The organism is Chryseobacterium sp. IT-36CA2, assembly GCF_949767875.1.
Classification (GTDB): Bacteria; Bacteroidota; Bacteroidia; order Flavobacteriales; family Weeksellaceae; genus Chryseobacterium.
On the sequence record NZ_CATKPG010000021.1, the window covers coordinates 241225 to 255645 of the forward strand.

Genomic DNA, 14421 nt, shown 5'->3' on the forward strand with positions numbered 1-14421 from the left:
ACCAAACATTAAGAATAATATTATGAAAAAAGCAATTAAAATCTTAGGAGTGATGATGCTGTTGGTATTTACAGCGGTATCTTTTTCGTCGTGCAGCAAAGATGATGATCCGGTAAACAACGAATTTTTTGCAGGAACATATAAAGGAAGTATTTCTTATAAAGACGGTAGTTCTACCAATATCAGTACAGACAATGGAAGTGTATTTGTAACGAAAATTGCCAGCGGAACCAAATATAATTTCGCTTTCTCGAACAGTATTCCCGATCTTAACGGAATAGAGTTTAATCAGGAAGGAGATCATACTCTTGTTATGATAGGTTCTACAGCAACCTCTTATATCAGAATTGACAATAATGTTCTAAAAATCCTGTACGTCAAAGATGGCAAAACGTGGACAGCCAACTGTACGCGCTAGCCATGTCTATTTATATATTATGCAAGCCTGTCTTCATTTCTGGAGACAGGCTTTTTCATTGTAAATGAGGTGTTTTAATTTTTTTTTAAGCTGTAATAAACTTTAGTTAAGGTTGAAAATCTGAATTTTCTAGCCTGCTTTTTGTATATCTTTATTCATCTAAAAAAACAAACAATAATTCTTATGAAAAAATTCTTATCAGCAATGTCATTGATCCTGGGATTAGGACTTGCAACTGCTCAGCAAACTGCTCCCGCTACCAGCGCTCAGCCTCATCACCCTGCAAAAACTACAGTGAATGCTGCTAAGCCTGCAGAAGTAAAAGCTGCAAAACCGGCAATGGATGCTAAACCTGCAAAACCCGCACAACCGGCTGCAAAAATGAAAAAAGATGGTACTCCAGATAAGAGATACAAAGAAAACAAACATCTTAAAAAAGACGGTACTCCGGATAAGAGATACAAAGCAAACAAATAAGTACAACATTAACATATAGTTGTTATTTTCATAATCAAATTTCGAAAAAGCCGATGGAACTTGTTCTATCGGTTTTTTTTATGTGAAGCTTCGTAAAAAATGATTCGAGATTCTCTACTTATTTATAAATTTGACCCATGTTAAACTTCTTCAAGAAAAATGCGGCGCTTATCTGGGCAAAGAAACATGTTCAAAAGGCAGAGGGTTTCAAAAAAAATGCAGAGAAAAATCAGGAGGATTTATTACTTTCTCTAGTGAACACAGCTCAAAAGACACTTTTTGGGCGGGAACATGATTTTGAAAACATCCATTCTGTAAAAGAATTTCAGGATCGAGTTCCTGTAGCCGACTATGAAGATCTTAAACCTTATATTGAAAGAGTAAAAAAAGGTCAAGCCAATATTTTATGGACAGACACTCCGGAATATTTCGCCAAAACTTCAGGAACAACTTCCGGATCTAAATATATTCCTATTTCTAAAGAAGGAATGCCTTTTCAGATTGCAGGAGCCCAAAGTGCTTTATTTCATTATATCAGCAAAAAGAATAACGCTGACTTTGTGAATGGAAAAATGATTTTTCTACAAGGAAGCCCAGAATTGGAAGAGGTCTTTGGAATAAAAACAGGAAGATTATCCGGTATTGTAGCTCATCACATTCCTAATTACCTTCAGAAAAACCGACTACCAAGCTGGGAAACCAATATTATGGAAGACTGGGAAGCCAAAGTAGACCAAATTATTGAGGAAACGGAACGCGAAGATATGACGCTAATCTCGGGAATCCCACCATGGCTGATCATGTACTTTGAGAAACTGACCGAAAGACATGGTAAAAAAATCAAGCAGCTTTTCCCAAATCTACAGCTTATCGTTACCGGAGGGGTTAATTATGAACCTTATCGTGATAAAATGGAAGGTTTATTGGGTGGAAAAGTGGATATTATTCAGACATTTCCAGCTTCTGAAGGATTTTTTGCTTTTCAGGATGATTACACAAAGGAAGGATTACTACTATTAACCAATCATGGGATTTTCTATGAATTTATTCCCTTAGAAGAATATGGTAAACCCAACGCAAGAAGATTAACATTAAAAGAAATTGAGCTTAATAAAGACTATGCTCTGATCCTGACCACCAATTCCGGATTATGGGCATATTCCATCGGAGATGTCGTGAGATTCATCAGCAAAGCTCCATACAGGGTATTGGTGAGTGGCAGAACGAAGCATTTTACTTCGGCTTTCGGAGAACATGTAATTGCTTTTGAAGTGGAAGAAGCCATGAAAGCTACTCTTGAGAAACATCCTGCCCAGATTACGGAGTTTCATCTTGCACCTGAGGTAAATCCACAAGAAGGACTTCCTTATCATGAATGGCTGATCGAATTTGAAAAAGAACCTGAGAATCTGGAATTATTCAGAAATGAGCTGGACCAGCAGCTTAGAGCAAGGAATACTTATTATGATGATTTAATTTCGGGAAATATTTTACAAAAACTTCAGCTTACCAGACTTAAAAAGAATGCATTTCATGAATATGCAAAATCTCAGGGGAAACTGGGAGGCCAAAATAAAACACCGAGATTGGCTAATGACAGAAACATTGCAGATCTCTTGGAAATTTACAAAAAATAATCACATTTTTTCAATTCCGAAAACGTATATTCGAAAAAAATTATAAATTTGAAAAACTAAAAGAAAATAATGAAAGCATCTGTACTGTTGAAATCGTCTTTACTAACATCTTTATTTGTTATTACATCTTGTGCTACTACAAAATACAGCGAAGATATTTCAAAAAACAATTACTCTAATCTTGAAGCCGGAAAGGTATATAAAGTAACTATGAGAGATGGTTCTCCGAAACAGACTATCTTGTTCAGAAATGTCGTTGGTGATAATCTTGTAGGTACAGCAGGTAAGAAAGACAGTACAGAAGTGGTGATTCCTAAAGCTAATGTAGCTGCTGTAAAAGACAGAAGAAAAGCAAGAATTGCTGCAGGTGCCACTATTATTGGTGCTGCCGGTGTTGCTGCCATCGTAATCAGTTCTTCAAGAGCTGACTAAAATAGATTTTATCTTTTGAGATATATTTAATATATCATTCAAAAATTGTCATATGAATAGTCCTAAATAAATTTTTAGGGCTATTTTTGTTCATGATTTCCTTTACCCCGTTACAGACATTACAAAATGTCGAGTTCAGAAATCTTCTCACCGGAAGATTTTTTATTGTTTTAGCTTTCAGAATGCTTGCCACTTTATTAGGATGGTGGGTGTATCAATTAACAAAAGATCCTTTTTCAATAGGTCTTATTGGACTGTCTGAAGTAATTCCCGCTGTAAGCTGTGCGCTGTATGCCGGGCATGTTATTGATATGAATGAAAAGAAGAGACTGCTTCTTATCTGCAATTACGCTTATATTTTCCTGATCGGACTTTTGTTGATTCCTGCCTTCTTTGATGTAGAAATGCATTTCACAGGCCATCAGATCACGTATTATATTTATGGAGTTATCTTTTTCACGGGAATAGCAAGAGCGTTTATCGGACCTATTGTTCCTTCCATGATTCCTAAAATTGTAAAGAAAGAAAATCTTCCCAACGCAGTCACACTGAATCAGGCAACTTTCCTGATATCTTCTGTATGCGGACATGCTGTAGGAGGTATACTTATTGGATTTATCGGTGTAAAATGGACATTGGTTGCTATTTTAGCATTAATTTTTGTTGCTTCATTATTTTTCTGGCAACTTAAAAAACAACATTCAGAATATAAAAAAGAAACTGTAAATGTGGTAGAAAGCATGCGTGAAGGAATCTCTTATATTTTTAGAACCAAAGAAATTTTAGGGGCCTTATGCCTTGATATGTTTGCAGTACTTTTTGGTGGCGCAGTGGCTATGATTCCGGTATTTGCTACAGATATTTTAAATTCCGGGGCTGAAGGTTTCGGCTTACTGAATGCAGCTTCTGATATCGGCTCAATGTGTATCATTACTATTCTATCTATAGTTCCGCTTCGAAAAAATCAGGGAAAAATACTTCTTGCCGTTGTTACCGGATTTGGACTTTGTATCATTGGATTTGGTTTATCCAAATTGTACTGGCTGTCATTTATGTTCCTTGTAATGAGTGGAATGCTTGATGGAATTTCTGTAGTTATCCGAGGTACAATTGTACAGCTAAAAACACCTGATCACATCAGAGGACGTGTACTTAGTGTCAATTCAATTTTCATTATGTCCAGCAACGAAATGGGGCAGTTTGAAAGTGGCGTTATGGCCAAATTACTAGGAGTTGTACGTTCAGTTGTATTTGGTGGCTGTATGACGGTTTTGGTAGCTTTAATCGTAGGAAGCACCAATCCTAAACTAAGAAAAATGCAATATTAACTTATTATTTCTCAACCCTTTTCAGATTTTAAACGGAGCAAACCGTAATTCGAAATACTTAAAAACAGAATAGAACATTTTCTATTCTGTTTTTTGTTTTATAGCTATTTTCTCTCAGGCCAATATGATATTTATACCACAAATATTTATCGAAACTGCCAATATCTTTACGATCTCCACATAATTGCATTGAAAAAATAAAATACAACATTAGAAACCAATATATTACTTTCATTAAATATATCTCAAAATCTTTAATTTAACGTTAATAATTTTTTATATTTGCTTGATAAAATATCCCCCTATGACTAAACTTTTACTAACTTTAAGCTTTTTCATTGCAAGCTGCTGGGTTGAAGCCCAGACTTTCACTGACAAAGCACTAGCACAGAACGTCTTGCAGCTCAACAACTCCAAGACAACCAATGATTACGACAACCTTTTCAATAAATTCTCAGCAGCAAAAACTACTGAAACATGGCAGGCCAACTACTATGCTGTTGTTTCTTTATACCTTAAAAATGAAACCCTGCTAAAGAAAGCTCCCGGAGTCAGTCTCATGGACGACAATGCTTTAGCCAGAAAAATAGCAACAGGAATATGGACTAAACAAAGAGACAATGCGGAGATAAACATATTATTAGGTTTACTGTATTTTCAGAAAATGCAGATTGATGGATCTCAAAACAATCAGCCGGATCTGAATGTGATCTCTCAAAGCATAGCAAAAGCGGAAGCAAACTCCAGCAATAATCCGAGACTAGCTGTTCTTCAAGCAAAAATTAAAGAAAAATCAGGAGATAAATCCAATGCCGACATTTTATACCAAAAAGCTTTAGGCGAATTTTCTAACCAAAATTCCTCAAACAGCCAATCTCCTTCATGGGGAAAACAATTGGTACCCACTGTCCAATAATCTGGAAATAAAAAAATTAAAATGATCAACATGAAAAAATATCTACTCGTTTTTCTACTTTTCTTGACTCAAGTGGCGTTTGGACAGCAAGACTGTATTTCCGCCATCCCAATATGCAGCGATGCCGCTATTTCTCTTACGCCTAACGGCTGGGGAAGCGTGAAAGAAGGCCAGGTAGGCTGTCTGGGTCCTAACGGAGAAAGTAACTCTATATGGCTTACTTTCAGTATAGAGACCGCAGGAACATTGACTTTTGTAGTAACTCCTACAGGTCCCACTGCAGTAGGGATTGACTATGATTTTGCCCTATATGGACCCAACTTTAACTGTGCCAATACAACAGCTACTCCGTTGAGATGTTCTTATGCCGGCGTGAATTCTACTATTATCAACCCAACCGGGCTTAATATGACCTCTACTGATACAACCGAAGGTGGTGGTGGTGATGGCTATGTAAAATACATTGATGTGCTGCCTGGACAGGTATATCATCTTCTTTTAAATAACTATTCTGTAGACATTGCACCATTTACCTTAACTTTTGGAGGAACAGCTAAACTTCTTACTCCTTTTGATAATAATTCTGCACAGGTTTATCAGCCACATCCATTTTTAGAGCCTGGCCCTACTCAAAATGGAGAAATCCCTGTATGTGGTAAAATTGTAAACTATGATTTTTCTACATTTTCTGCACAGATCATAAATGGTAACTCTAATTTTATTGTAAAGTATTATGCTTCACCAACAGACGCATTAGATGATAACAATCCTATTACTGCACCTACGAATATTAATGTGGCTAACAATTATACATATGCCATCAGTTATGTTGATCCGAACAGCCCAACCAGCTTTTTAAATCAGTGTAGAGAATTTGGTCAGATTAAATTCATTGATAAATCTTTTACATTAAACCCTGCTACCCTTACTTCTTGTAGTAATAATGGTTCGGGAACGGCAACGTATGATCTGTCTACAGCAACTGTAGGAGCTGCTCCTAATCATATATTAAAGTACTACCCTTCTATGTATGATCTTACGAACGGCACCAATGAGATTACCAACCCTTATGTGTTTGTTTCTGCAGAAGGTTCAGTTTTTGTAAAAGCAATCAACGAATTTGGATGTACAGCTTCTGCTGAAATTACTCTGAAATTCTATCCTTTGGTTACAGCAACAGATGCGTCAATAAGATCTTGTTTCATAGAATCAAACCCATCTACAGCGTTATTCAATCTTGCCAATGCTCCGGTTACAAGCCCTACAGGAACTGCAACCAAGAGATACTTCCCATCATTGACAGACGCCATAGATGCAACAAACGAAATTTTAACATTTAATAATTATATTGCTCCAAATGGCTTTGTATATGTTAGAGTATCAGATACCCGCGGATGTTATACTGTTGCAAAAATTACCTTAACGGTAATTGCCCCTGTAACATCAAGTGTTCTGAAAGACAAAATCATCTGTATGGAAGACACTACAACTCTTGATGCAGGTCCTGGATTCAGCAGCTATGAGTGGAGCACAGGAGCAACTACGCAGTCTATCAAAAATGTTGGAGTAGGAAATTACTGGGTAAAATTAAAGACAGGAGAATGTATCGCTACTCAAAAAGTAACAGTATATCCTTCTGAGCAGCCAGTGGTAACAGGCGTTGATGTATCCAACACTACACTAACGATCAATGTAATAGGAGGAACACCGGATTACCAGTATTCAATGGATAAAATTCTGTGGCAGACCTCTAACATTTTCTCTAATATCGCAAGAGGAACTTACAAAGTATATGTAAAAGATGCTTACGATTGTGATCCTATTGAAGTAACAATAGTGGTTCCTAACCTTATCAATATGATTACTCCAAACGGAGATGGTGTGAATGATGTTGTAGATTATTCTGCAATAGCAGACAAACAGAACCTTGTTTTAAGTATCTTTGACAGATACGGGACAAAAATTCACCAGGGAGACAAATCCAACGGATACAAATGGGACGGAACTATTGCCGGGAAGAAAATCCCGACAGGTACCTATTGGTATTCTGTAACATGGAATGAGAATGACAAAAAGAATACTCCTTTCAAGTTTTCAGGATGGATTGTTGTAAAAAACAGAGAATAATCATCATATAATAAGAAAAAGCCGCTTTGGCGGCTTTTTCTTTTACAAATCATAGAAAAAAAATTATTGATTTCAGTTTGGTTTAACAAAAACTTTTAACAATGAAAAAAATACTACTCCTTTTTATTTTATTGATAACACAATTGGCTTACTCACAGTCAGACTGTGTCACGGCCATCCCCATCTGTGGCAACTCTGACATTTCGTACACTCCTTCAGGCCCGGGGAATATTATAGAAATTCTTAACCAAAACGGAGGATGTCTTAGCACGAATGAGAGATATACCGTTTGGTATACCTTCACTGTATCCACACCAGGAACACTGGCATTTAAAATAAAACCTAACGATCAGGGTGATGATTATGATTTCGCAGTTTATGGTCCAACTGCAAACGGATGTGCTTCTTTACAGAATGCGGATCACGTTTTTATACAGCCAATAAGATGTAACTATAGCGGTACTCCGGGAGACACAGGTCTGGACCTTGCTCTTGCTCCACCGGCTGTATTTCCTACCAACCCTCCCGGCACTACGGCAAGTATGAACAATGGTAAATGGAGCCCTTATCTGGATGTATTAGTAGGTCAAACATATTATTTGGTGATTGACAACTTCAGTAGATCCACCAATGGATTTTCTTTAGAATGGTCAGGTACTGCAAGCTTAAGTTCTGCATTTAACGATCCTGTTCTTTCTCCTTATCCATTTATTGCTCCGGGAATTCCGGGAGCTACTCCTAACGATCCTAACCAGGTAATGGTTTGTGCATTACCTACTCAGTTTGATTTTACAACACTTACTGCTGCTATTATTAATGGTAACAGCTCTAATTTCAAGGTTACCTATCATAAAACAACCAATGATGCCCTTACAGGACAAAACCCTCTTACAGTAACAACTGTAGATGGGACAACAACATATTATTACAGAATTGTATACCAAGATCCAACTAACCCTACCAATCCTATCAACGGATGTTTCATAACAGGGAAATTTAAGTTTGTAAATGTTGGCATCTCAGCAAACACAGCCACTCTATATTCTTGTAATAATAATGGAGCAGGCACCGCAAAATACAACTTAACAACAGCCAATGTATTTGGCGGCCCTGGAGCAACAATTAAGTATTATGCTACTATTGCTGATATGAATGCAGGTATCAACGAAATTACTGATCCTGCCAACTATGTTTCTCCAGAAACAACGATATACGTAAAAGTAGTTTCTACTTTCGGATGTATAGCAACTACTACGATAAGACTATTGTTCTACCCAACAGTTGTATTAAAAGATGCCGTGATCCAAAACTGCTATATTGATAATGATGTTAACCGTTCAACATTTGATCTTTCTAAAGCAGATATTGGCGTAGCAGTTCCAACTCCTACAGGAACGATTATTAAATATTACACATCAGTAGCTGATGCTAAAGCACAGACTAACCCGATTGCAACCCCATTCAACTATCTTTCAGAAAGCAAAACGGTATACGCAAGAGTAGATAATGACAAGCAGTGTTATTCAATTGCTAAAATAGAATTGAAAGTACTTCCTCCTGTAAAATCAGCAGTATTAAAAGACAAAACAATTTGTGCTGAAAGCAAAACAACATTGGATGCTGGCCCTGGATTTGTCAGCTATGAATGGAGTACCGGAGAAACAACACAATCCATTAACAATGTACCAGTAGGTGTATATTGGGTAAAACTTCAGACCGGAAAATGTTTCACTCTTCAGGAAGTACGTATACACGCGAGTCTTCAGCCTGTAATTTCAGGAATAGAAATATCAAATAACAATATTACAGTTACTGCTACAGGCGGAGTTCCTCCTTATAAATATTCTATAGACGGTATCAAATGGCAGGATTCTAATATATTCACCGGGCTTCCAAGAGGAGAGAATACTATCTATGTAAAAGATACTTACAACTGTACTCCTATCCAGGTGACTGTTACGGTTCCTAATCTTATTAACGCAATCACCCCTAATGGAGACAACATCAATGATGTTATTGACTATTCTGCACTGGCATACAAGAAAAACCTTATCTTCATTGTGTATGACAGATACGGAAACAAACTTCATGAAGCCAATAAAATGAGAAATTTCTCCTGGGACGGAACAGCCTTTGGTAAGAAAATTCCAACCGGAACTTACTGGTATACCATCTCTTGGAATGAAGACAATAAAAACAATACCGAAACTAAATATTCAGGATGGGTATTGGTAAAAAATAAAGAATAAGTTTTACTGAATCTTTTAAAAAAATCACCTCAGAACGGGGTGATTTTTTTTATCAACACAACCAACCTCCTGTCTATAGCATTTTTCGAAAGACTGCTAATAATTTGTTGAATACTATTTTTTTATTATTTTTTAAATAAACTATCTTTGCAACATGGCGCAGAAAGAAACATTATCATCCCTGACACACGGAAACTTTGCAAAAGAATTGTCTATTGCGGATGGAAAAATGCCTCCCAATGCAGTGGATTTTGAAAGACTTGTTATCGGAACTTTTTTGATTGACAAAAAAGGTCTTGACCATTCCATTGACCTTCTTACCCCAGAAGTATTTTATGATCCGAGACATCAGGTCATCTTTTCTACCATCCTGAAGCTTTATGAAGGAAACCAACCGGTAGACTTAATGACCATCATTCAGAATTTAAAAAAAGAAGATAAACTAAGCCAGGCAGGCGGTGATCATTATATCATTGATCTGACAATGGGAGTAAGTTCATCTGCCCATATTGAATATCACGTTCGTGTTATTCTTGAAAAATATATTTTAAGAAGCCTTATCAATGTTTCTGCCAATGTTATTGATTCTTCCTACAAAGAGTCAACTGATGTTTTTGAACTTTTAGACAAAGCAGAACAATCCTTCTTTGAAATCACGAACGGAACGATTAAGAAGGGATTTGATACTGCCAACTCATTGGTAAAACAGGCTATTGACACTATTAAATCTTTAAAAGATAAAGAGGGACTTTCAGGGGTTCCTTCAGGATTTCGAGATGTAGATAAGGAAACCGGCGGATGGCAGAATTCTGACCTTATTATTATTGCAGCCCGTCCCGCGATGGGTAAAACGGCATTCCTTCTTTCTATGGCAAGAAATATTGCAGTAGGACACAAAGTCCCTATGGCTCTTTTCTCTCTCGAGATGGCATCTGTACAGCTGATCACCAGAATGATCGCTTCTGAAACAAGGATTTCTTCTGAGAAATTAAGAAAAGGAACTTTAGATGATGAGGAATGGCAAAGACTATTCTCCAATGTATCTGAATTGGAAAACGCTCCTTTATATATTGACGAAACTCCTTCCCTTTCCATCTTCGACTTCCGTGCAAAATGCCGAAGATTAGTAATGCAGCATGGAGTAAGAATCATCATGGTCGACTACCTTCAGCTAATGACAGCAGGAAGCAGCGGCGGAAAAGGAGTTGGAAACCGTGAACAGGAAATTTCTATGATTTCACGTTCATTAAAAGCCATCGCAAAAGAACTTAACGTTCCGGTAATTGCTCTTTCACAGCTTTCAAGAAGCGTGGAAGCACGTCCCGGAAAAAGACCTCAGCTTTCTGACCTGAGGGAATCCGGAGCAATTGAACAGGATGCGGATATCGTATCTTTCATTTTCAGACCGGAATATTATAAAATTACCGTTTGGGATAATGATGAAGAAGGACAGGAAACTTCTACGGAAAACCAGGCTGAGCTGATTATTGCAAAACACAGAAATGGTGCTACAGCAGATGTCAGATTATCTTTCTTAAAACATTTTGCAAAATTCGGGGATATCGAAGCAGCAATGGACGGTGCCGGAGGTGGATACCCTTCCAATTTTGGAGAACCGAGCGGCTTCGACAAAATTAAAACAACCATTCAGCCAGGGGCGGCATTTGACCTTCCGGACAGCTCAAAACTTTCCGGCTCCTCAATGAATGACTTTGATGACGATGATGATTTTCCATTCTAAAACAATCAAGGTTTAAACCTGACTCAATGTAATTTTACAATCAATCATTCAATTTTTTAAAAAGCAGATTTGAGAATCGAAATTTATACCGACGGGGCTTGCAGCGGAAATCCTGGAAAAGGAGGATATGGAATTCTCATGCGCGTTCCTGAAAAAAACTATCAGAAAACATTTTCCAAAGGTTTTCGAAAAACGACTAACAACAGAATGGAACTTCTGGCCGTCATTACTGCGCTGGAAAAATTGAAATCAACAGAAAATGAAATCCATGTGTATACGGACAGCAAGTACGTATCTGATGCAATTAATCAAAACTGGATTACAGGATGGATCAAAAGAGGCTGGAAAAATGTAAAGAATCCGGATCTTTGGAAAAAATTCGTTGAGCTTTATAATAAACACACACCTAAAATGCATTGGGTAAAAGGGCATGCAGGTCACTTTGAAAATGAGCTCTGCGACAAGCTTGCCGTTGCAGCAGCTAATTCCGCAGATCTTGAAATTGACACCTATTTTGAAGGACTTGACTCCAATTCTCTCTTTTAGTCTTATTTAAAACAAATCCAAAACCTCTGCTCAATATTTACCATTTCAACAGAAGAAATAAGCTTTATTAAAAAATAATTAAAATTTTTAACAGATTTAACATTAAATACATATTATTTAATTGGGATTTAATATCTTTACGCATTAATCTAAGTCCCATTTACATGAATAAAAATCTATTATTGTATTTATCTGTTTTTTTACTCTGTATAGCCGGGAAGTCCTTTGCTCAGACTTATCAGCTTATCGGAAACCCAGTAACAACTACTGGATGGACGATGGTTTCCCCTACCCAGGTAAACACAGATTTTATTCAGCTCACCCCAGATACCAACAACCAATCTGGTTCTATCAGGCTGAATGACCCAATCAACTTAAAATATTGTGACAAATGGAGGGTAGAGTTCGACTTCAGAATGGACTCCAACCAAACTTCAAACGGAGATGGAATAGCATTCTGGTATCTGGCTAACCCCCCTGTTGCAAGTGTATTAGGCTCCGGTCTTGGAGTGTCTCAAAATGCAGTAGGACTTGTTGTAGGGCTTGACACTTACAACAATACTACAACAGCAACAATGAGCAAGGTGCACGTCGCCTACGGACAGGTTCAAAATACAACCGACACCAATAACGTTGAGTTCTTCAATGTTCCGGGAAGCTCCTTCCACTCACCAGACCTTAATACCACACAACCTTTCCAGGGAGCAACCTTCAAACACGTAGAAGTTACAGCTCAGGTAGATCCTGCCGCTCCTACCAGCTGGATTATCAAAATAACCATAGATGGCAATGTAATTTGTAATCAGTCTTTTGCTCCTTCAGGCACGGCTGCTTCAATGACCGTTGGATATTTTGGATTTTCAGCATCTACAGGAGGTGCCAGATCAAGACACTCTATTAAAAATGTAAAAATTTATACTGATAAAGTTCCTATTTTACAGAATTCAGCAACCCAGTCTTTCTGCCCTAATCCTACAACAGGATATGGATCTGTGAACCTGACTACTTTCAATTCGCAATTTGTAAGTAACCCTTCGAATTATACATTTACTTATTATCCATTTGGAAGTTCGACGCCTATTGCTAATCCAACCAATTACCAGTTCAATGCTAACGCAACCGTTACCGTTGTTATTAAAGATAATGCAGGACTGCTTTGTGATAATCCGGACGGTAAAATTTTATTGGTACTGGCACCTTTCAAGGCAGAAGATAAAACCATTACGGTATGTAATAACAACAAAGCAGGAACTGCCGCTTTCAATCTAAATACGGCTCCTGTCACTACCGTTCTTGGAGTGACTAAAAAATATTACAAAACGCTGGCAGACCTCAACGCAGATACGAATGAGATTCAAAACCCCGACAATTACATATCTGCTCCCGGAGTGGTTTATGTAAAAGTAACAACCCCTCAGGGGTGTACAGGCTCTGCAAAAATTACATTGGCATTCTATGCAGATACTCCTGTAAAAGAAGCTACTCTAAGGTCATGTTTTATTGAAAATAATATCACCAGTGCTATTTTTAATTTAACTTCAGCAGACGTTACCACTTTAGGACCTGGTGCCGCAAAAAAATATTACACTTCTATAGCAAATGCTTTAGACGGAGTGAATGAAATCATGAATCCTCTTCAGTATTTATCTACAAGTACTGCTGTGTATGCAAAAGTTACTGATGCCAACGGATGTTTTAATATTGCCAAAATCAATCTTATTGTATTGCCGCCTGTGACATCTTCTGTTCTGAAAGATAAAATTATTTGTATTGGCGAAAAAACAGATCTGGATGCAGGTCCTGGATTTAACGGCTACGAATGGAGCACCGGGGCAACTACCTCATCTATTAAAGATGTAGGAGTGGGAACTTACTGGGTAAAACTTAAAACCGGAAATTGTATCACTACGCAAATCGTCAATGTAAAAGCATCTGCAAACCCAGTAATCTCAAGCATTGACATTGACAACAACACAATAACAGTGAATGCAGCAGGAGGAACTCCTCCATACCAATTCTCTTTAGATGGTGTCAATTGGCAAACCAGCAATGTATTTACCGGATTGGCAAGAGGAGAAGTAAGAGTTTATGTAAAAGATTTCTACAACTGTACACCTGTTGAAGTTCAGATTACCGTACCAAATCTGATCAATGCCATTACACCAAACGGCGATAACGTAAACGATTTCATTGACTACTCAGCACTTGCTTACAAGAAAAACCTCATCTTCATTGTCTATGACAGATACGGTAATAAACTGTACGAAGCCGGCAAAATGAGAAACTTCACTTGGGACGGAACCGCTTCCGGTAAAAAAGTTCTTACAGGAACTTACTGGTACACCATCTCATGGAACGAAAACAATAAAGACAATACTGAAACTAAATACTCAGGCTGGGTATTGGTTAAAAACAGAGAATAAATTTTACTATCAGAAACTACCTCATTTGGGGTAGTTTCGGTATTAAAAAAAAGGATCTGCCCAATCAGAGATTGGGAATTAATATTGCTTTTTATCACCAACTCAAACATAAAAAAACAATTTTAAA

General features: G+C 37.4%; 11 protein-coding genes. All 11 read left to right on the top strand.

The genetic code is table 11. The annotated features are described in order from the left end of the window. Positions 1-22: 22 nt before the first annotated feature. The gene (locus ACM6F9_RS12600; RefSeq protein WP_414846039.1) at positions 23-418 is read left to right on the top strand and encodes a hypothetical protein; all 396 of its coding nucleotides are present in this window, start codon (positions 23-25) and stop codon (positions 416-418) included. Positions 419-601: 183 nt separating this feature from the next. After that, positions 602-895, top strand: a complete 294-nt coding sequence (locus ACM6F9_RS12605; protein ID WP_414846040.1) for a hypothetical protein — start codon at positions 602-604, stop codon at positions 893-895. 137 nt (positions 896-1032) lie between these two features. Further along, complete coding sequence (locus tag ACM6F9_RS12610; protein WP_414846041.1) at positions 1033-2532, top strand: GH3 auxin-responsive promoter family protein; 1500 nt, start codon at positions 1033-1035, stop codon at positions 2530-2532. A gap of 69 nt (positions 2533-2601) precedes the next feature. After that, the gene (locus tag ACM6F9_RS12615; RefSeq protein ID WP_105700569.1) at positions 2602-2964 is read left to right on the top strand and encodes a hypothetical protein; all 363 of its coding nucleotides are present in this window, start codon (positions 2602-2604) and stop codon (positions 2962-2964) included. A gap of 92 nt (positions 2965-3056) precedes the next feature. Beyond that, positions 3057-4292 carry an MFS transporter gene (locus tag ACM6F9_RS12620; RefSeq protein ID WP_414846042.1) on the top strand — a complete coding sequence of 412 codons (1236 nt, stop codon included), beginning with the start codon at positions 3057-3059 and terminating at the stop codon, positions 4290-4292. A 304-nt stretch (positions 4293-4596) separates the two neighbouring features. After that, on the top strand, positions 4597-5208 hold the full coding sequence (locus tag ACM6F9_RS12625; protein WP_414846043.1) for a hypothetical protein: 612 nt from the start codon (positions 4597-4599) through the stop codon (positions 5206-5208). Positions 5209-5238: 30 nt separating this feature from the next. Beyond that, positions 5239-7335, top strand: coding sequence for a T9SS type B sorting domain-containing protein (locus tag ACM6F9_RS12630; protein WP_414846044.1), 2097 nt, complete (start codon positions 5239-5241; stop codon positions 7333-7335). A gap of 101 nt (positions 7336-7436) precedes the next feature. Then, complete coding sequence (locus tag ACM6F9_RS12635) at positions 7437-9584, top strand: T9SS type B sorting domain-containing protein (RefSeq protein WP_414846045.1); 2148 nt, start codon at positions 7437-7439, stop codon at positions 9582-9584. Between the two features lie 154 nt (positions 9585-9738). Then, the gene (gene dnaB, locus ACM6F9_RS12640; protein WP_047376434.1) at positions 9739-11325 is read left to right on the top strand and encodes a replicative DNA helicase; all 1587 of its coding nucleotides are present in this window, start codon (positions 9739-9741) and stop codon (positions 11323-11325) included. A gap of 69 nt (positions 11326-11394) precedes the next feature. Then, positions 11395-11871, top strand: coding sequence for a ribonuclease HI (gene rnhA / locus ACM6F9_RS12645; protein ID WP_414846046.1), 477 nt, complete (start codon positions 11395-11397; stop codon positions 11869-11871). A 164-nt stretch (positions 11872-12035) separates the two neighbouring features. Continuing rightward, positions 12036-14294 (top strand): lectin-like domain-containing protein, encoded by a 2259-nt coding sequence (locus tag ACM6F9_RS12650; protein ID WP_414846047.1) that lies wholly within the window; start codon positions 12036-12038, stop codon positions 14292-14294. The last annotated feature ends 127 nt before the right edge of the window (positions 14295-14421 follow it).

Bases quoted from the DNA above. Each gene is read 5' to 3' on its own strand.
- ACM6F9_RS12600 (WP_414846039.1), top strand. From the start codon at position 23: ATGAAAAAAGCAATTAAAATCTTAGGAGTGATGATGCTGTTGGTATTT.
- ACM6F9_RS12605 (WP_414846040.1), top strand. From the start codon at position 602: ATGAAAAAATTCTTATCAGCAATGTCATTGATCCTGGGATTAGGACTT.
- ACM6F9_RS12610 (WP_414846041.1), top strand. From the start codon at position 1,033: ATGTTAAACTTCTTCAAGAAAAATGCGGCGCTTATCTGGGCAAAGAAA.
- ACM6F9_RS12615 (WP_105700569.1), top strand. From the start codon at position 2,602: ATGAAAGCATCTGTACTGTTGAAATCGTCTTTACTAACATCTTTATTT.
- ACM6F9_RS12620 (WP_414846042.1), top strand. From the start codon at position 3,057: ATGATTTCCTTTACCCCGTTACAGACATTACAAAATGTCGAGTTCAGA.
- ACM6F9_RS12625 (WP_414846043.1), top strand. From the start codon at position 4,597: ATGACTAAACTTTTACTAACTTTAAGCTTTTTCATTGCAAGCTGCTGG.
- ACM6F9_RS12630 (WP_414846044.1), top strand. From the start codon at position 5,239: ATGAAAAAATATCTACTCGTTTTTCTACTTTTCTTGACTCAAGTGGCG.
- ACM6F9_RS12635 (WP_414846045.1), top strand. From the start codon at position 7,437: ATGAAAAAAATACTACTCCTTTTTATTTTATTGATAACACAATTGGCT.
- dnaB (WP_047376434.1), top strand. From the start codon at position 9,739: ATGGCGCAGAAAGAAACATTATCATCCCTGACACACGGAAACTTTGCA.
- ACM6F9_RS12650 (WP_414846047.1), top strand. From the start codon at position 12,036: ATGAATAAAAATCTATTATTGTATTTATCTGTTTTTTTACTCTGTATA.